The following is a 19049-nucleotide window of genomic DNA, read 5'->3' as shown; positions in this document are numbered from 1 at the left end:
GCCTAGTGTGCTGCGCCAGAAATCCTGATGGTTAGTTCTGCTCTGTTTTCTGGCTGACGGTTCCGACCTTGGTGAGGTAGTCGGCGAGGGAGTTGAGGATCTCGTCGGCGGTCTTGGTCCAGGTGAAGGGCCGTGGGTTCTCGTTCCAGGTGTCGATCCATGCGGTGATGTCGTTCTCCAGGGCCTTCACGGACTTGTGGACGCCGCGGCGGATGAGCTTGTCGGTCAGCAGGCCGAACCACCGCTCGACCTGGTTCATCCAGGAGGAGCCGGTGGGGGTGAAGTGGATGTGGAAGCGCGGGTGTTTGCCCAGCCACGTCTTGATCTCGGCAGTGTTGTGGGTGGCGTAGTTGTCGCAGACGATGTGGACGTCGAGTCCGGTGGGCACCGCCTTGTCGATCCGGACCAGGAACTTCTTGAACTCAATCGCACGATGGCGGCGGTGGAGTTGGGATATGACGGTGCCGTCAGTGATGTTGAAGGCGGCGAACAGGCTGGTGATGCCGTGCCGCAGGTAGTCGTGGGTGCGGCGTTCGGGCATGCCCGGCATCATCGGCAGGACCGGCTGCGAGCGGTCCAGTGCCTGGATCTGGGACTTCTCGTCCACACAGAGCACGACCGCCTTCTCGGGCGGGTGGTGGTACAGGCCGACGACGTCGACGACCTTGGCGACGAACCGCGGATCGGTGGACAGTTTGAAGGAGTCCTGCAGGTGGGGCTTGAGGTCGAACTTCTTCCAGATCCGGCCGATGGTCGACTTCGACAGGCCGGTGCGCTGCGCCATCGAGGCCCGTGACCAGTGCGTGTCCCTGCCCGGAGTGGACTCCAGGGTGGCCACGATGACTTCCTCGACCCGGTCGAGGAGGACCGAGGGCGGCCGGCCCGAGCGGGGCTCGTCGTGCAGACCGTCGAGGCGTTCGGCAACGAACCGGGCCCGCCAGCGGTCCACGGTCGACCTGTCGATGCCGAGGTCGGCAGCGGCCTGCTGGTTCGTCCCGCCCTCCGCGCAGCGCAGCACGATCTTGGCCCGCAGCGCGAGGAACTGGGCGGTCTTCGCCTGCCGCGCCCACTGCGTCAGCTGCCTGCGCTCAGCCTCTTCCAGGACCAGGTCGGCCTTCGGCCGGCCGATCCAGCCGGCGTCCTCAAGCCCGGCCATCCGCTCCGCGGCGAAAGCCCGCCGCCACTTGCCCACCGTCTTGGCCTGAACACCGACGACCCGCGCCACCCCCGCGTTTGACATGCCGTCAGCGCACGCCAGGATGATACGGGCCTTCTCGGCCGAGCGCCGGTGCGGCAATTCCGTCCGGCGCACCAACTCGGCACGCTCGGCCTCGGACAGCGTGATCTCCACAGCAGAAGGCCCGGGATGCGACATGGCAACAGGGTAGTAAATAACCATCAGGATTTCTGGCGCAGCACACTAGTGCCGTGGCAGGCAACGTTTGCCCGTCAAGGAGCGGCGTCCGGTGTGTGCTCTCGGCGTGCCGGCCGGAAGTCCTCGTACTGGACGTACTTGGGCTTTCGGCCGGTGCGGCGAAGGGGGTCCCCCCGCCCGAGCCGGGCGAAGCCGGTTCGAGGGTGGGGGCGCGTGCCGGGCGTCGCGACGGGGCGAACGTTGCCTGCCGCGGCACTAGCCTCACGGCGGTTCCGCGACGTGCCCCCGGCCGGCAGGCCGGGGGCACGTCCGTGTCGGTGCCTCGTCCGCGTACTGGGCCGGAATTGCCCCTGCTCGGCAGCCGCACGTAGGTTGGGCGCCGATCACTGGCGTGTTTTGCAGGTCGAAAGGTACGGCCCGGTGGGACGACGCGAGAAGCCGCTGGACCCGGATGCAGGGCCGGTGCAGCGGCTGGCGCACGAGTTGCGCCTGCTGCGGGAGAAGGCGGGCACGCCGCCGTACCGCGAGATGGCCGAGCGCGCGGGCTACTCGACGACCGCCCTGTCCCAGGCGGCGGCCGGCGACCAGCTGCCCTCGCTCGCGGTGGTGCGGGCGTACGCCCAGGTGCTGGACGCCGACCCCGACGAGTGGGAGCGGCGCTGGCAGGAGGCGGACGCGCAGGTGCGGGCGCCCTCGGCCGAGGAGCGGGCCCCGTACCGGGGGCTGGCCCGGTTCGAGCCGGGTGACAGCGACCTGTTCTTCGGCCGGGACAGGCAGGTCGGCGAGCTGCTGGGCCTGGTGCGTGCGCACCGGTTCGCGGCAGTGTTCGGCCCCTCCGGCAGCGGCAAGTCGTCGCTGCTGCGGGCCGGGCTGATCCCGGCCCTGCGGCAGGAGCAGCGCGCCGACCGCCCGGCGGTGATCCGCGTGCTCACGCCGGGTGAACAGCCCGCGCACACGCACGAGGAAGCCCTCCTCCCGAAGGACGGCGACCTGGACACCTGGGTGCTCGTCGACCAGTTCGAGGAAGTGTTCACCCTCTGCCACGACCGAGAGGAACGCGATCGCTTCCTCGACCTCCTGCTGCGCGCCCATGCCTGCGAGAGCCGGCTGCGCGTGGCCATCGCCGTACGCGGCGACTTCTACGGCCACTGCGGCGCCCACCAGGAGCTGGCCGAAGCGGTCAGCCGCGCGAACCTGCTGGTCGGGCCGATGAGCCGGGACGAGCTGCGGGACGTGATCACGCAGCCCGCGGCCGCCGAGGGTCTGAACGTGGAGCGCGCGCTGACCGCCCGCGTCATCGACGAGGTCACCGACCAGCCCGGCGCCCTGCCGATGCTCTCGCACGCCCTGCTGGAGACCTGGCGCCGACGCCGCGGCCGTACCCTCACCCTCGCCGCGTACGAGGAGGCGGGCGGCGTGCACGGTGCGATCGCCGCGACCGCCGAGCAGGTCTACGGCGACCTCTCACCGGAGCAGGCCCGCATCGCCCGCCGCATCCTGCTGCGGCTGATCACCCCCGGGGACGGCGCCGCCGACACGCGCCGCCCGGCGTCCCGGGCCGAGCTGGGGCCCGACGCGCAGGACGTCCTGGAACGCCTCGCCGCCGCCCGGCTGGTCACCCTGGACGGCGACACCGTCGAGCTGGCCCACGAGGTGCTGATCACCGGCTGGCCCCGGCTGGCCGGCTGGATCGAGGAGGGCCGCGGGCGGCTGCGCGCGCAGCGGATGCTCGGGGAGTCGGCCGGGTCCTGGGAGCAGCTGGACCGTGACGCCGGCGCGCTGTACCGGGGGGCGCGGCTGACCCAGGCCGAGGAACTGTTCACCGGGCGGCCCGACGACGACCTCGACCTGGCCGAGCTGGAGCGGGCCTTCCTCGACGCCTCCCGTGCCGCGCGCGACGCCGAGCGGGAGACCGAGACGCGGACCGCGCGCCGTACCCGCCTGCTCACCGTGGGTCTGTCCGCGTTCCTCATGCTCGCGCTGGCCGCGGGCCTGCTGGCCTGGCAGAGCAACCGGACCGGCGAGGAAGAGGCGGCCAAGGCAGCCGCCCGCCGTCTGGCCGGGGTGGCCGACGGCCTGCGCTCCGCCGACCCCCGCACGGCCGCCCTGCTCTCCGTCGCCGCCTGGCGGCTCGCCCCGCTGACCGAGTCCCGCTCGGCCCTGCTCGACGCCCTGGCCCGGCCGGAGCGGGACGCCTTCACCGACCCGCAGACGGGCGAGAGCGGCCGGCGTTTCCTCACCGCTCAGGGCCGCACCCTCGTCACCGTCACGGGCGCCAAGGTGACGCTCTGGGATGTGGCGGACCACCGCGTCACCGCCACCTACGGACTGCCCGGCGGCACGGAGGTGTCCGACGCCGGTCCCGACGCCCGTTCCCTCGTCGTCACGGGTCAGGACGGCAACGAGCTGTGGAATCTCGCCGCACGCGAACCGGTCGCCCAGCTGGGCGACGCGCCGTACTGGGCAGCGCCCGATGGCAGCGCCTACGCCACCCGGCCGCCGGACGGTCCGGGCCCGGTGCGGGTGTACCGGACCGGGGACGGCAAGGTTGTGTTCACCACGAACATGCCGCGCGACCTCACCACAGCCGCGTTCGGCCCGGACGGCCGCCTGCTCGCCCTGTGCCCTGCCGACGGCTCGCCCCAGGTGTGGGACACCGTCCACGGCAGGCGGCTGACGGGCGACTGGGAGAAGGCGGGCGGCACCGTCTGCGGCACCGGCTCCGGGGCTGACGGCGGCTCCCGTCTGCTGCGGTTCAGCGGGGACAGACGGCGCCTGGCCGCCGTCTTCGGGACCGCGGTCACGGTCTGGGACGTCACCGGCGGACGGGAGGTCGCCGCCTTCGACAGCGGCGGCGTCACCGGATTCACCGATGCCGCCCTCTCCCCGGACGGGCGGTTCCTGGCCACGGTGGACGACCAGGAGATCGCCGTGTGGCAGCTGACCGGAGGCGGCTGGCGGGTTTTCCATACGCCGCTGGCCGGCGCCGAGGTGAGAGGGCTGACCTGGACCTCGGGCAGGGGTCGGACGCTGCGCTACCTCGACGGCGCCACGGTCCGCACCTACGACTTGAGCGACCGCATGGAAGCCCACTGGCAGAGCACCCCGGCCGACACGACCGCCCTCGGCCCGGACGGCACCGTTCTGGCCACCGCCACCCGCTCCGGCACCGGATACCGCTTCGAACTCCGCTCCACCCGCACCGGGACGGTCCTCTCCCACACCACGCTCGGCCCCCTGCCGACCGACGGCGACGAAGGGCCCCCGCAGTTTGCCTTCAGTCCGGACGGCCGGTCCCTCGCCGTCGCCGACACGGTCTCCTCGCACGGCTCCCTGCGGCAGCGCTTCAGCGTCTGGGACGTCCCCGCGCACCGGGTCCGTACGTCGTTCGAGACATCCGGTGCGGCGGACCGCATGGTCTCCGCGCTCGCCCTCGGTTCCGGCGGCCGGACGCTGCTGGCCGCGCGCTCCACCAGCGGCGGCAGCACGGCCGAGGTCTGGGACACCGCTGCCCACCGCCGCACGGCCACCCTGGGCGGCCTCGACGCGGGCAGGCTCGCCCTGCGGCCCGACGGCCGGCTGGTCGCCGGCTCCGCCGACCGGTACGCCGAGCTGCCCTCCGGTCGCGTGAGCGGGCGCGCCCTGGCCGACGGCCAGCAGGTCACCGCGCTGGCCTTCAGCCCCGACGGCACCCGACTCGCCGTCGGCGACTCCACCGGGCACGTGACCCTGTGGGACGGAGAACTCCGCCACCGTCTGGGCATCCTGACCGGCACCTCCGACACCGTCTCGCGCGGCGAACCCGAGGCCGTGGACGCGCTCGCCTTCTCCCCCGACGGCGCCACCCTCGCCGTGGGCGGCCACAACGGCACCCTGCGCCTGTGGGACACCGCCGGACAACGGCTCCTCGGCAGCGACCTGCCCACACCCGGCGACGAAGTCGACACCCTCGCCTTCACCCACGACGGCGCCACCCTCTACGCCGGCGGCCCGTACGTGCTGCTCCAGCGCCACCCGGTCGGCCCGGACGAGGTCGCCCGCCTCCTGTGCGACCGGTCCGGCGGAGGACTCACCAAGGCGCAGTGGCGGACGTACGTCCCCGACGCGCCGTACCGACAGGTGTGCCCCACGACACGCTGAGCGGCGAAGCGCACGCGAAGAGCGGGACCTTTTTGTTCACAGTGACCGCGACGGTCGCTGAAAAACACCCCTGACCTGGACGATCGGAGCCCGATAAGCCCCCTAAACCAGGTTCTGGTCCCATGCGCACACGCCTCCTGTTCCCCGCCCTCCTGCTGCTCGGCTCGCTCTCGCTGACGGCGGCCTGCTCGTCCGGATCCTCCGGGGCATCGGACTCCGCGACCGCCGGAGCGCGGCCCGGACCGTCCTCCGCCGCCTCGCCGGCGCGGGCCGTGGATCCCTCGAAGATCAAAGGGCTGCGGATCGTCAACGACAGCAGCGAGAACAGCTCCTGCCCCTTCGCGACCAGCTACCCGGACGTGCCCGGCGCGACCGCGACGACGGACGCGATGAAGAAGGACGTGGAGCAGCGCCTGGCGACCTTCCGCTCCGGCTGCGACGACGCGACCACGGCCGGCGACGGCCGCGAACTCAACATCAGCCACCAGTTCCTGGTCGCCTCCGGGGACGTCCTCGGCGTCCGGACCACCACGCAGGACCACCTCGGCAGGGGACGGACTGAGCACCCGCACCTACTGGTACGACGGCAAGGCGGGCGTGTACCGCACCGCGCTCGCACTCGTCGCAGACGGCTCCCGTGACGACTTCGTCGCCGCCTTGAAGAAGCAGCTCAAGGGACGGGACGGCACAGACGCCGCCACGGTGGACGAGGCGTTCGCCGACCGGTCGAACCTCCTCGCCATCCTGGACGACATGGCCTTCTCCGCCGACGGCGGACTGCGGGTGACCTTCGACCGGGACCAGGTCGGCGCCGCCCCCGCCGGCCGCTACGTCGTGGCCTTCTCCAAGGCGACGGTCACCCCCTGGCTGTCCGGCTTCGGCAAGCGCACCCAGCAGCAGACCGAACAGCCGTCCCGCGCACTCGACCTCGGGGCGAGCGCGACGCCGACGCCCGCCGTGCCGACGCACACGGCCTCCGATGACGACGACACCGACTGCGCCAAGGTCCACTGCGTCGCCCTGACCTTCGACGACGGCCCCGCCGTCCCGGAGACCGCGACCCTGCTGACGTACCTCGCGCAATACCGCGCCCGGGCCACCTTCTTCGTGGTCGGCCAGAACGTCGCCGCCCACGCCGAACTGGTGCGCGCCGAGGCCCGCGCCGGCCACGAGGTGGGCAACCACTCCTGGAGCCACCCCGACCAAACTCACCCCCGAGCAGGTCACCTACCAGCTGAACCACACCAGCGCCGCGATCAAGGCCGCGACCGGCAAGACCCCCACCCTCTTCCGCCCGCCCTACGGCGCCATCAACAGCACCGTCCGCGGCGCCACCGAGCTCTCCCCCGTGCTGTGGACCCTGGACACCGAGGATTGGAAGTACCCCGACGCCACGAAGATCGCCCAGAGCGTCGTCGCCAAGGTGAAGCGCAACGACGTCGTCCTCATGCACGACATCCACGCCACGTCGGTCGCCGCCATCCCCGAGATCCTACGTACCCTCACCGCCCGCGGCTACCACTTCGTCACCGTCAGCCACCTTCGGGCCACCATGTGAGCGAGGGACAAGTTGCGCTGGGCGGCTGCAGGCGCTTGGTGAAGCTGCCCCCGTCGAAGCGCATTTCGGCGACGCCAAGATCGGCGCCCTCAGCACGCCGCACTTCTCGTACGTGACTTCTCGGCTCGTCACCGTAGTGATCGGCATGCCGCCCGCCTTCGCCATCGCGACAGGTGTGCTGCTCGGTGAGGCGGAGACGAGTGCCTGCCGAGCGAGCCCCTCCAGTCCGCCCCTGCGAAGCAAGTGCCCCCGCCTGTCAAATCCGGGAGCCCACCCAGTACACGGGATTGTTCACCCTGATGACAGGGGGTGCTGAACAACCTGCTGGGTGGCACCTTCGGCCGCAGATCCAGCTGCGTCAGCAGCAAGAGCCCACTGGAAGTGCGCTGACGCCCAGACACACAGGAGTGGCAATGCTCGTGCAACGCCGTGCCCGAAGAAGTGGCGAATCCACCATGCGGCCCAAGCGGAACCTGCTCCGTCGATGGTCGCCCCTCGCCGTGGCCGTTCTGGCACCCCTCTTGCTCTTCACCGGGTCCGGCCAGGCCTCGGCGGCGGAAGTCATCGTCTGCCTCAACAACAACGGGCCGGACATCAGGAAGGCCGCGGACACGAGGTTCAACAGGATCACCAAGGCCGTAGCGCGTCAGCAGGCTGCCAATACCTGGCAGGACTGGGTATGGCGCGGGCCGGAAGAAAGGTGCCCGTGGAACGCCGCGGCAAACTGCTCGTACACCAAGGCCGTCAGCAAGACGACGTCGTACCAGTGGTCGATCGGGATGACCATCGGGGGCGAGGCGAAGAAGGAGCCGTTCACCGCGATGGCGTCGATCGTCGGGGGGTACAACCGGAGCTCCTCCACCACGATGACCTATACGTCCGGGGTCTTCTACAAGCCGGGCCAGTTCGCCCGGCCCATCAGCGTGGTCGAGCGCCGGTGGCGGAGCGGTGACTTCGTCGGCGCCTACATCAACGCGCCGGCGCAGGAGAGCCGCTGCCCGAGGTCAAATGTAAAGGCGTTCCGCTGGGATCCCAACAAGAGGTGGGGCTCCTGGGCGGACAACATCAAGGTGCGGGACTACGGGACCTTCCACATCCACTGGTGACCTGTCGCCCCTGAGCAGCGGAGGCCCTGTCTCTGGCCGGTGCTCGGCGAGGGGCAGGATCTCCGCCCTTCCGCCGCTGTGGCGAGCTGCCGGAGGCCTGGAGCGACGGCGGCTGGGACAAGCCGGGCCTGGTCACTCTGGACCGGATGAGCAGCGACTGCAGACCAAGCTGTCCAACACCGACTGGGGCAGGGCCAACCTCCCGCTGGCCGGCAACCTCGTCCACAACATCAACGAGGCCCGGCCCTCAGCGGTCCCCGCCGGAACACACCTCTGTCCCGCCGGGGTGTAGGCGCTGATCGACACAAGTGGATCCCGGGCCCCGCCGGTTCGCACGCTGCGACACAGGAATCACAAAGAGCATGTCAGGACGGTTGACGCTCCTATGGCAAGACCCTACATTCTGATCGATTTTCCGAACTTTGTTCGAAATATCGGCAATTTCGGACCCCGCACATCGCATCGGAGCACAAGATGAGTACAAACCCGCATCTGTCCCGTCGAGCCCTTCTGGGCATGTCCGCCGCCGTCCCGCTCGCCCTGACCCTCGGCTCGGGGACCGCCCACGCGGCCGACTCGGCGTACGCGATGGTGTACTTCACCGAGACGAACAACCGCGGCAGCGGCACCGACTACAACCTGCACCTGGCCGTCAGCACCGACGCGCTCGAGTGGATGCCGCTCAACCAGAACAACGCCGTGGCCTCCCCCACCGAGGGCGCCGTCGGCCTGCGCGACCCGTTCGTCCTGCGCAAGCAGGACGGCACGTTCGTCGTGCTCGCCACCGACCTCAAGGGCACCAACTGGAGCTACAACAGCCAGTACATCCACGTCTGGGACTCCGCCGACCTGCGCACCTTCACCGGCTACCGGCGCATGAAGCTGCACGACATGGAGACCCACAGCTGGGCGCCCGAGGCGTTCTGGGACGCCGGCCGCGGCCAGTACGCAGTCATCTACTCCTCGGTGAACTCCAGCGGCCACAACGTGATCATGGTCAACTACACCAGCGACTTCGTCACCGCCTCCGCCCCGCAGGTGTTCTTCGACCCCGGATACGAAGTCATCGACGGCGACATGGCCCTGAGCGTGGGCGGCTACAACTACCTCTTCTTCAAGAAGGTCGACAAGCTGGTGGCAGCCCGGTCCACCTCCCTGGACCCGGGCAGCTTCACCGAGTTCAGCGCCAACGAAGGCGCGTCACACAACGGCAACACCGAAGCCCCGACCGTGGTCAAGTCCCTGACATCCAACACCTGGTACCTGTGGGGCGACAACTACAGGCCCAACGGCGTCTTCTACGCCTGGCAGTCCACCGACCTCGCCTCGGCCACCTGGGCTCCCCTCGACCAGAGGACCTACACCCAGCCGGTCAACTCCAAGCACTGCGGCATCACGACGATCACCACGACCGAGTACGACAACCTGCTCGCGAAGTGGGGCACCCCGACCTGGAACCGGCTCAAGTCGTACAACTACCCGAACCGTTACATCCGCCACGCCAACTTCGTGGGCCGGATCGACGAGTACCCGATCACGCCGTACACGGACTCGCAGTGGACCCTGGTCCCGGGGCTCGCCGACAGCTCCGGGGTCTCCTTCCGGTCGGTCAACTACCCGAGCCGTTACCTGCGGCACTACAAGTACGCGCTCCAAGTGGACGTGAACGACGGCACGTCGGGATTCGCCGCCGACGCGACCTTCTACCGTACACCGGGCCTGGCGGACGAGAGCTGGGCGTCGTTCCGGTCATACAACTACCCGAACCGCTACATTCGCCACGCGAACTTCGTGCTGAGCATCGGCACGATCTCCACCACCACGGACCGGCAGGACGCGACATTCCGGGTCGGGTACTGACCTTGAGAGGCACCCCTGCCTCGTAGTACACCTCCGCGCGGAACCGGGCCGGACGCATCACCGTGCGCCTCCTCGCCCTCGGCCTGGCCGGCCTGACACCCCTGGCCGGCCACGAGCCGGCGCCACCGCTGTCCGCCGAGCCGACCCTCGTCAGCACCGGCCAGATCGGGCCACCCCGCCGCCGATAGGCTCGGCCTCCTGGAACAGCTCCGTCGGCAGCATCGACTTCGACGCCATCAAGCAGCAGACGGACGCCTGGTTCTCCTCTGAATGGCCGCGGCCGGCTACGCGTACATCAGCCACGACGACGGCTGGCCGCAGGGCGACCGCAACGCCGACGGCACCATCACCTTCGACGAAGCCCTGTGGCCGGGCGGCATGAAGGCCGTCGCCGACCACATCCAAGCAATGCCTGAGGCCGGCATCTGCACCGATGCCGGCCAGCAGGGCTGCGGCTACTACTGGCCCACCACCATCAGCCTGCTTCGATGTCGGCCCGGCGGGGACATCACGCGACAGACCGTCGCGTACGCCTCCCGCCAACCGGGGAGCCGACGGGGGTGAACCGCCCCGGCTCGAATGGAGACTCCGGACTGCCCCGAGTTGGGTGGAGTCGAGTTGCTTGGTTTCAGGCTACTGGCGGGGTGCGGAGTTCGTACTCCACCGGGCTGAGCATGCCCAGCGCGGAGTGCCTGCGCTGTCGGTTATGGAAGATTTCCAGGTACTCGAAGAGCGCGGTGGACAGCTCCAGGCGGGTCCGCCACCGTCTGCGGTTGAGCAGTTCGACCTGGACCCGGGCCCAGAAGGACTCCATCATCGCGTTGTCCACGCAGTCCCCGATGGAGCCCATCGAGGGCAGCAGGCCGGAGGCCCTCGCGCGCTGGGTGAACGCCCAGGACCCGAACTGCACTCCGTGATCGGAGTGGATGATGGTGCCACCCGGCCGCGGGGAACGGTTGCCGATGGCCATGGCCAGGGCGTTGGTGGTCAGCGCCGCGGTGGGTGAGGCGTCGATCGACCAGCCCACCACACGCCGCGAGAACGTGTCCAGGACGACCGCGCAGTACACCTTGCCCTCAAAGGTGGGGTGCTCGGTGATGTCCGTGACCCATAGCTGGTCCCGGGCGTGACGAGTGAAGTTCCGCTCCACCAGATCGGCGACGGATGGGGTCACGTGCTTGGCGCGGGGGCGTCGGTTGCCGGGCAGACCGTGCAGGCCGGCGCGCTGCATCAGCAGCTCAACAGTGCCGTGGCTGACATGGATGCGCAGGCCCAGGCCGAGTTCGGCGTGCACCCGGCGGGAGCCGTAGGTGCCCCGGGAGGCGGCGTGGATGCCCACGATGGCCTCGGTCAGCCAGGCGTGCTTGACCAGGCGGTTCGATGGCGGCCGGTCCCGCCAGGCGTAGTAACCGGACTCCGCAACGTGCAGCACTCGGCAGGCCAGCTGCACTGGCAGGTGTTCACGGGCCATCACGCGGATGGCTTCGAACCGCCTTTTGGGGACGTCACCTCACCCAGCAGTTCGGCAGCTCGCCGGTGGATGGCCAACTCGGCCTCCAGCTCGGCGATACGCTTGCGGGCCGCAGCCAGTTCGGACAGCTCGCTGCTGTTCGTGCCGGGCAACTGTCCGGTGTCGATGAGGTGTTGGCGCCGCCAGACGTAGATCGTCTGATCGCTGATGCCAAGGAGCTGGGCTACCTCGGCGACCTTCCTTCCGGATGCGACGAGATCGAGGACCTTGCGGCGGAACTCGGGCGGATAGCTGCGGGGCATCACGGCCTCCGAAGGCTGCTGGATCGTCAATTGTCCAGCAACCCGACTCCATTAGAACCGGGGCATACCACTCGATTTCATGAAAGTCCTCATCTCCCTGCGGTGACGCCCTGCGGCCGTGAAAATTGGGGGTGGCGGCCGCCCCTTGACGTCGGTCGAGCCTTGGGCCTGACGAGCCCGCGTGAAAGTCTGATGCCGGAGCCGGCCCGAGGGGTTGTGCACTGTTGCCTTCGAGCACGCCGTTCAGACTCCCGCTGTCCCCTCCCGCTCCTGGGCGGCCGCCACCTGCCGGTGCGAGCGGAAAGGGGTGGCCGTGGAGAGCGGAGAGATCGATCGAACCGAGGAACTGGTGGAACGGGTGGCCGCGATCGACTGGCCAAGGCGTCGGGAATGGTGTGCATGCGCCTGCCGCACGAGCGGCGCGAAGGCCGCCGGGTGCAGGAGGTCTGGAGCGTCGTCGCGACCACGAACGCAATCCTCGAACTCGGCGACCGTTTGCTGTGCCAGGGGGTGACCCGGGTGGTGATGGAGGCCACCGGCGCGTACTGGAAGCCGTTCTTCTTCCTTCTGGAGGCCCGCGGGCTGGAGTGCTGGCTGGTCAACGCCCGCGATGTGAAGAACGTGCCGGGGCGGCCCAAGACCGACAAGCTGGACGCGGTGTGGCTGGCGAAGCTGACGGAACGGGGCATGCTGCGGCCCTCGTTCGTGCCGCCCAAGCCCGTGCGGCAGCTGCGGGACCTGACGCGCACCCGCACCGTGCTGACCGAGGAGCGCACCCGGCACAAGCAGCGCGTCGAGAAGCTCCTGGAGGACGCCCAGGTCAAGCTGTCTACCGTGGCCACCGACATCTTCGGGGTCTCCGGACGGGCCATGATGGAGGCGATGATCTCCGGAGAACGCGATCCGCGCCTGCTGGCCCAGATGGCCCGCGGCCGGATGGCCGGCAAGAAGAACGCCCTCGCTCAGGCCCTGACCGGGCAGTTCGAAGAACACCACGCCTTCATGTACCGGACCCTGCTGGACACCATCGACCACCTCACCGTCCAGATCGAGAAACTGTCCGCCCGGATCACGCACGCGATCGAGGACCTGCCCGGCCCCGACGGCGGCGAGGACCGTCCCGCACCGGGCCTGGTGCAACGGCTGGACGCCATTCCCGGCGTCGGGCCGGCCACCGCGCAGATCCTGCTCGCCGAACTCGGCCCGGACATCCGCATCTTCCCCACCGCGGACCATCTGGCGTCCTGGGCGAAGCTGTGCCCGCGCACCGTCCAGTCCGGTGCCAAGACCGCGCCGGGCCGGACCGGCAAAGGCAACCCCTGGCTCAAGGGCGCCCTCGGCGAGGCGGCCATGGCCGCCTCGCGCACCGACACCTTCCTGGGCGCCCGCTACCGAAGAATCGTCAAGCGCCGCGGACACAAGAAGGCACTCGTCGCGGTCGCGCGCTCGATCCTGGTCATCGTCTGGCACCTGCTCGCCGATCCGGACAGCTCCTATCACGACCATGGTCCCGACCACCACCAACACCTGCACGACCCGGCCCGCCGAACCCGTGATCTCGTCCGCCAGTTGACCGCTCTCGGCCACCAGGTCACGCTCACTCCCGCTGCCTGACCGCCACTCCCGTCCCACTCACCGTCCGACAGATGCCGCCCGGACGCTCCTGCCTGCCCCGGGAACCCGGGATTTTCCGTTCAGGATCGAGTCATGGCACGACCTTCCCGTTACCCGCTTGAGCTCCGCCGTCGTGCGGTGCGCATGGTCGCCGAGGTGCGCGACGACTACCCGAACGAGACGGCCGCCCTGCAGGCGGTGGCAGAGAAGCTCGGCATCGGCTCCCGCGAGACGCTGCGGAACTGGGTGAAGCAGCATGAGATCGACGGCGGCCAGCGTCCGGGGACGACGACGGAGGAGTCCGCCCAGCTCAAGGCGTTGAAGAAGGAGAACGCCGAACTCAAGCGGGCGAATGAGATCCTGAAGGCCGCGGCGAGTTTCTTCGCGGCCGAGCTCGACCGGCCACACACACGCTCGTAGCGTTCATCGACGAGCACCGGGACCGCTTCGGCGGCGTCGAGCCGATCTGCAGGACGCTCACCGAGCACGACTGCAAGATCGCCCCTTCCACGTATTACGCCCACAAGAAACGCCTTGAAACTCCCTCCGCCCGTTCCGTGCGCGATGAGGAACTCAGAGAGCGGATCCAGGAGGTCTACACGTCCAACTACCGTGTGTACGGGGCCCGGAAGATCTGGCGCGAGCTGAACCGGCAGGGACATACGGTGGCCCGCTGCACCGTCGAGCGTCTGATGCGCGAACTCGGCATCACCGGCGCCGTCCGCGGCAAGAAGGTGATCACGACGATCAGCGATCCGGCCGCCGGGCGGGCTCCGGACCTTCTCGACCGCGACTTCGTCGCCCGTGCCCCGAACCGCTGCTGGGTCGCCGACTTCACGCACGTCGCCGCCTGGAACGGTGTCGTCTACGTCTCTTTCGTCGTGGATACCTTCTCCCGGCGCATCGTCGGCTGGTCTGCCTCCACATCCAAGGAAACCCAACTTGTCCTGGATGCACTGGAGATGGCCCTGTGGCAGCGCGACCGCGAGGACCGCCCGCACACTCCCGGGCAGCTGATCCACCACTCCGATGCCGGGTCGCAGTACACGTCGTTCCGCCTCGCCGAACACCTCGACGCGGCCGGCATCGCCGCGAGTATCGGATCAGTCGGGGACGCGTACGAGAACGCCCTGATGGAGTCGACGATCGGTCTGTACAAGACCGAGTTGATCAAACCCAAGCGGCCCTGGAAGTCGCTCTCCCAGGTCGAGTTGGCCACCGCCGAGTGGGTCGACTGGTACAACCACCGGCGCCTCCACGGTGAGATAGGCCACGTTCCTCCCGTCGAGTACGAGGCCAATCACTACATGGAATCCACGAAACCCCAGGTCACAACCACAATCTGAGATCTCTACCGAACCCGGGGCGGTTCACTTCCGCTGCGTACCGGAGACCATCAACTGGTCGTCCAGCACCTTCTACGACAACAAACTCCTCCCACTGCGGCAGTACGGCGGCGAGCGGCTGGAACCGCTGCGCACCACCTACGTCGAGGACGCCGCGACCGTGGGCCGGGAAGGCCGCATCCACAACCCCAAGGAAGCGGAAGCGATCGTCGACACCCTGGAACGGCTGACTGCCGACCCGGCCTACCAGGACAAGACGATCGGGGTGATCGTGCTGCAGGGCTTCGGGCAGACCAAACTCCTGCAGACCCTGATCGAGAAGCGGATCTCGGCGACCACTCGTGAGCACCACCGCATCCGGGTGGGCAACGCGGCGTCCTTCCAGGGCGACGAGCGGCACGTCATCCTCCTGTCGATGGTCGTCACCGATCCACCGCGCGTCGCCGGCGGCCCCCGCAGCGAGCAGCAGGCGTACAACGTCGCGGCCAGCCGTGCCCAGGACCAGATGTGGCTCTTCTACTCCGTGCCGCCCGACCGCCTGAGGTCGAACGATCTGCGATTCAACCTGCTGACGTACATGGACAACCCGCCCGCGGCACTCGCCGCGGGCCACGACATCGGCCCCGTCCGGCCAGGTGTGCGCAACGCCGCGTTCCAGTCGCTGTTCGAGCAGGAGGTCTATCTGAAGCTGAAGGAACGCGGCTACCACGTCCTGCCCCAGTACCCCGCCGGCACCAAGCACATCGACCTGGTCGTCGTCGGCGCCCGGGGACGACTCGCCGTGGAGTGCGACGGCGACTACTTCCACCACACCACACGCGAGCAGATCGAAAGGGACCACCAGCGCGACCGTGAGCTGCGCCGGGTGGGCTGGCGCTTCTGGCGCGTACGGGAAAGCGAGTTCCGCTTCGACGCGGACGAGGCACTGAGCGGCCTGTGGGACGAACTGGACCGCCTGGACATCCGCCCGGCCGACTACTCCCGCCCCGCCACCACACCCACCGACGCTGCGCCCTGGACCCCGCTCGCTCTGCCGGACGGACCGGACGACAGCGACACCGACGAGACGTCCGACGCCGACGGACAGCACCTGGCGGCCGCAGAGGTCGAGGACGACGTAGAACCGGACAGCGCCCCCCGCACGAACGACGACATGGAGCTTTTCGCATGACCCACGCCCCGGGAGCCCTGTCGGGTCTGCTGGACACCAACACGCTCAAGGAGCTCGCTCGCGTCATCTGCGGCGACGACCACCTCTTCTACCGCAGAGCGTTCGAGATCGCCCAGTTCCTTGAGAACGCCGGCTGGCGCGACGTACCGGACTTCGACGGAGAGTCCCGCGCCGAATGGACTCTCGACCGCCTCCTGGAACGCCGTACCCAACCCAGCGAACTGGAGAAGGTCCTCCTCCGGCTCGCCGACGCACGCGAGTACTACGACGAACCCGACCAGCTCCCGAAGGTCCTCACGGCCGTCAACACCTTCCTCGTCCACGAAGGACTCCGCCTGGAAAACCCCGGCGGCAGACCACGCCTCCTGCCCTGCGACCCCGCACTCGCCCACCCCGGCCAGCACGCCCCGGTCGAACTCAAGGCCACCATGTCCGACATCATCGGCGACCCCCGCATGGCCACCCTGCTCGGGCGCCGCCTCGACGAGGCACGCACCTGCTTCGCCAACGGCGCCCACGTCGCCGCCGTGATCATGCTCGGCAGCCTCCTCGAAGGCGCCCGTCCAGGAACGGGACGCCACACTGCTGGGCAGGAAGGGCGCCGAGAAGATCAGCCTCGGAGAGCTGATCGACATCTGTCACGACGCGGGCTGAATCGACGCGGACGTGACGAACTTCAGCCACGCCCTGCGCGACTACCGCAACTTCGTCCACCCCCACCGCGAGTACCGCGAAGCCCACATCCCCGACCGCGACACCCTCAACGTCTCCTGGTACGTCGTGAACGGCGCCCTCAACGACCTCGCCGCAAGCAGTCCACGCCCCACCGCCTAGCCGAACATCCAGACGACAAGCAAGGAGCTGGCGATGGAAGAACGCAGTCCCAGCCGAGCTCGTCGGCTGGGACTGCATCACTCGCCGACCCTCTGGAGGGTCGGCTGTGGCCGCCGGGAGTGCCGTCCCCTGCTCCCCGACGACCGCCCCACGCTCCATGCGGCGTGGGGATTCTGGTGATCAGGCGGTTGTCGTGCTGGTGGCACGAGCTGCGTCGTGGTCTTGGTGAAGGAACTGGCGCAGGCGGGTGAGCGTGTGGGGGTGGATCCGGTGCCAGCCCTTGCGGTCGTAGAGCCAGGTCACGCCGAAGCCGATCAGCAGACTGGCCAGGAGGCCGGCGCCCAGCGTGATCCAGGCACGGTCGAGCCCCGCGGCGGCCTGTGCGTCGAAGTACATGATGGCGCGTGTTCCGTCGGAGATGGCCCGCTGTGGCTCGAACTGGGCCAGGAACTGCCAGAACGGGGGCATCGCCTGCAAGGGGATGGCACCACCCGAGGTGGGGATCGCGGCCGCGACGAAGAAGATCATCGCGGCGACGATGCCCGGTCCGCCGAGGGCGGCCAGCACGGTGAGGGTGCCGATGCCCACCGCGGAGGCCGCAGCGGTGCCGAACACCCAGAGCAGCAGTGAATGCGGCAGGTCGAGGTGGAGAGCGAACGTGGACACAGCCAGGATGGCGGCGGACATGACGGCGGATGCGCCGACCATGATGAGGTACTTGGCCAGGAGGGTCTGGCGCCGGTTGATGTGCTGCGGCAGGGCCAGGTGCCTCTTGGGGCCCAACTCGTTCGCGCTGTAGCCGAGTGCGGAGTCGGTCGTTCCGTGGATGAGATTGGCTCCGAGGAAGCCGGACATCATCAGCAGCAGCGCGTAGAAGAACGCGGTCATGCCCTGGCCCGTGCGGTCACCGAGGGGCGCTCCGGCCTGTGTGGTGACGGAGACCGGGTCCCGCAGGAGCGTCTGGTTCGCGGCCGGCACCGAGGCTCCTGCCTTCTGCGACTGCTGCAGGATTCCCGTCGCGGCTCCCGACGAGGCACCACGGACGGCACTTTCGGCGATCTGTTCACCGATCGAGGAAGCCATGGACCCCGCACCGTGGTTGGTGAGAACCGTGACCGTCGGCTTCTGCGGGGCGGTGCCCAGGAGGCCGAGCATTTTGGTGCTGTAGTCCTGCGGCAGGACGACGGCCGCGAACAGCTCGTTTCGTCCGATCGCCTGCTTCACCTCGGCGAGGGAGGTGAAGGTCTCCACTCCACCGACTTGTGAGGCTTCTGCGGCTGTGCGGCGATGCCTGCCGCGACCTGCCGTCCTACGTTCTGGTGCCCGGCCTCCTTGGTGGAGACGCCCTTGTCCAAGCTGACCAGGCCGATCGGGGCGTCTCTGAGGTCGGCGCCGGGATTGGCGACGCTGCCGTTGAAGAGCAGGGTGATGAGGCAGAGCGCGAGGGTGAGGAGTCCCGCCGGGACGAGCCACACCTGAGGGGTACGGAGTAGGCGTGCGGCTGTGGTGACCGCGGAGTGGTCAGGAGAAGCAGAGGGCATTGGATGATTCCCTGGTGGCAGAGGAAGCTATATCTGCATAGCTCTAGGGTTAGAGTCATTAGGTCTGACCAGGCACGGGGTGTTGCTGCGGGGTGGGCAGCGTCACCTACGGGGTCGGCGCCAAGGTGCGCGCAAGTTCCCACAGGTCAGGCAGTGCGGCACTGATGCGCTGCTCGGCCCCGGCCGGTAGCTGCTGCAGAGCCTCCGCGATCGCCTTGCTCAGGCTCTCGTTCACTTCACCGCCGGCGGTGATCATCTTTCCGGTGGGGTGCAGCTCCACGAACCGTCGGTCGTGTGCGCTGGGGCGGCGGTCGATGAAGCCGTCGCGGGTCAGCTGGGTGACAAGGGTGCTCACGTTGTTAGGTTGCATACTCAGGGCGGTGGCGATCTCGCGGACACTGATCCCCGGCCGGCTGTCGATGAGGCGCAGGACCTCCACTTGGGCGAGCGGGCGGACTGACTGGCCGGTCGGCGGCGTCTGGCGCTGGCGGAGTGCCCGGTGCAGCGTCCACGCGAGGCGGATCAGGTCATCGGGTAGCCGTTCGGGCTCTCGCTCGCTCACGCAGCCACCATACCTCTAAAGCTAGAGCCGTATTGACGGTCGGGCCGCGGTCGACTGCGGGCGGCTTGACGGGAGAAGGTGAAGAGGATGACTCTAATGCTAGAGGTATAGCCCTAGATTTACACACCGCCTCTCTCGCATCTTGGCGTTTCGCCTTCTATGCTGACCG

The 19049-nt window shown here is 69.0% G+C and carries 15 protein-coding genes and 2 pseudogenes; 12 read left to right on the top strand and 5 right to left on the bottom strand.

Features of this window, described 5'->3' with window-relative positions:
• Window positions 1–31: 31 nt before the first annotated feature.
• The gene (locus AQJ46_RS42625) at window positions 32–1375 is read right to left on the bottom strand and encodes an IS630 family transposase (RefSeq protein ID WP_167368258.1); all 1344 of its coding nucleotides are present in this window, start codon (window positions 1373–1375) and stop codon (window positions 32–34) included.
• 420 nt (window positions 1376–1795) lie between these two features.
• Here AQJ46_RS42625 and AQJ46_RS42620 point away from each other — a divergent pair, with 420 nt between their 5' ends.
• From AQJ46_RS42620 to AQJ46_RS57745, 8 genes and pseudogenes are all read left to right on the top strand, one after another.
• On the top strand, window positions 1796–5515 hold the full coding sequence (locus tag AQJ46_RS42620) for an nSTAND1 domain-containing NTPase (RefSeq protein WP_059210724.1): 3720 nt from the start codon (window positions 1796–1798) through the stop codon (window positions 5513–5515).
• A 122-nt stretch (window positions 5516–5637) separates the two neighbouring features.
• Window positions 5638–6156: a hypothetical protein gene (locus AQJ46_RS42615; RefSeq protein ID WP_059210723.1), complete on the top strand. Its 519-nt coding sequence runs from the start codon at window positions 5638–5640 to the stop codon at window positions 6154–6156.
• 112 nt (window positions 6157–6268) lie between these two features.
• A pseudogene (locus AQJ46_RS59170) lies at window positions 6269–6788 on the top strand (polysaccharide deacetylase family protein); the annotation flags it as partial.
• 75 nt (window positions 6789–6863) lie between these two features.
• Window positions 6864–7073, top strand: coding sequence for a polysaccharide deacetylase family protein (locus tag AQJ46_RS57750; protein ID WP_059210721.1), 210 nt, complete (start codon window positions 6864–6866; stop codon window positions 7071–7073).
• Window positions 7074–7528: 455 nt separating this feature from the next.
• Window positions 7529–8179, top strand: coding sequence for a hypothetical protein (locus tag AQJ46_RS42600; protein WP_059210720.1), 651 nt, complete (start codon window positions 7529–7531; stop codon window positions 8177–8179).
• A 474-nt stretch (window positions 8180–8653) separates the two neighbouring features.
• Window positions 8654–10039, top strand: a complete 1386-nt coding sequence (locus AQJ46_RS42595; RefSeq protein ID WP_059210719.1) for a glycoside hydrolase family 43 protein — start codon at window positions 8654–8656, stop codon at window positions 10037–10039.
• Between the two features lie 62 nt (window positions 10040–10101).
• Complete coding sequence (locus AQJ46_RS58585; protein ID WP_263972901.1) at window positions 10102–10227, top strand: hypothetical protein; 126 nt, start codon at window positions 10102–10104, stop codon at window positions 10225–10227.
• An 82-nt stretch (window positions 10228–10309) separates the two neighbouring features.
• A complete protein-coding gene (locus AQJ46_RS57745) occupies window positions 10310–10603 on the top strand; it encodes an alpha-amylase family protein (RefSeq protein WP_059210718.1) in 294 nt (97 codons plus the stop codon).
• Window positions 10604–10667: 64 nt separating this feature from the next.
• Here AQJ46_RS57745 and AQJ46_RS42585 read toward each other — a convergent pair.
• Window positions 10668–11812, bottom strand: a pseudogene (locus AQJ46_RS42585) (IS3 family transposase).
• A gap of 399 nt (window positions 11813–12211) precedes the next feature.
• Here AQJ46_RS42585 and AQJ46_RS42575 point away from each other — a divergent pair.
• The 4 genes from AQJ46_RS42575 (at window position 12212) to AQJ46_RS57740 (ending at window position 16777) form a co-directional block, all read left to right on the top strand.
• A complete protein-coding gene (locus AQJ46_RS42575) occupies window positions 12212–13426 on the top strand; it encodes an IS110 family RNA-guided transposase (RefSeq protein WP_263972900.1) in 1215 nt (404 codons plus the stop codon).
• Window positions 13427–13519: 93 nt separating this feature from the next.
• Window positions 13520–14772 (top strand): IS3 family transposase gene (locus AQJ46_RS42565; RefSeq protein ID WP_107117432.1). Its coding sequence is split into 2 segments (ribosomal slippage): window positions 13520–13802 and window positions 13802–14772, totalling 1254 coding nucleotides; the frame shifts between segments, so codons are not numbered across the junction.
• On the top strand, window positions 14726–15943 hold the full coding sequence (locus tag AQJ46_RS42560; RefSeq protein WP_318656738.1) for an AAA domain-containing protein: 1218 nt from the start codon (window positions 14726–14728) through the stop codon (window positions 15941–15943). Before AQJ46_RS42565 ends, AQJ46_RS42560 begins: the two co-directional genes overlap by 47 nt.
• Window positions 15944–16609: 666 nt before the next feature.
• Window positions 16610–16777 (top strand): hypothetical protein, encoded by a 168-nt coding sequence (locus AQJ46_RS57740; protein ID WP_159064149.1) that lies wholly within the window; start codon window positions 16610–16612, stop codon window positions 16775–16777.
• Window positions 16778–16957: 180 nt separating this feature from the next.
• On the opposite strand, the gene AQJ46_RS42550 is transcribed toward AQJ46_RS57740, so the two are convergent.
• The 3 genes from AQJ46_RS42550 to AQJ46_RS42540 all read right to left on the bottom strand — a co-directional run bounded on the left by AQJ46_RS42550 (window position 16958) and on the right by AQJ46_RS42540 (window position 18880).
• A complete protein-coding gene (locus AQJ46_RS42550) occupies window positions 16958–18028 on the bottom strand; it encodes a DUF3533 domain-containing protein (protein ID WP_059210713.1) in 1071 nt (356 codons plus the stop codon).
• On the bottom strand, window positions 17998–18318 hold the full coding sequence (locus AQJ46_RS55700; protein ID WP_159064148.1) for a hypothetical protein: 321 nt from the start codon (window positions 18316–18318) through the stop codon (window positions 17998–18000). Before AQJ46_RS55700 ends, AQJ46_RS42550 begins: the two co-directional genes overlap by 31 nt.
• A 106-nt stretch (window positions 18319–18424) precedes the next feature.
• On the bottom strand, window positions 18425–18880 hold the full coding sequence (locus tag AQJ46_RS42540) for a MarR family winged helix-turn-helix transcriptional regulator (RefSeq protein ID WP_059210711.1): 456 nt from the start codon (window positions 18878–18880) through the stop codon (window positions 18425–18427).
• Window positions 18881–19049 lie beyond the last annotated feature (169 nt).

Origin of the sequence: Streptomyces canus, assembly GCF_001514145.1 — a bacterium.
GTDB classification, from domain to species: domain Bacteria; phylum Actinomycetota; class Actinomycetes; order Streptomycetales; family Streptomycetaceae; genus Streptomyces; species Streptomyces canus.
The sequence above is the reverse complement of the archived record's forward strand: the minus strand, read 5'-3'. Positions and strand labels throughout refer to the sequence as shown.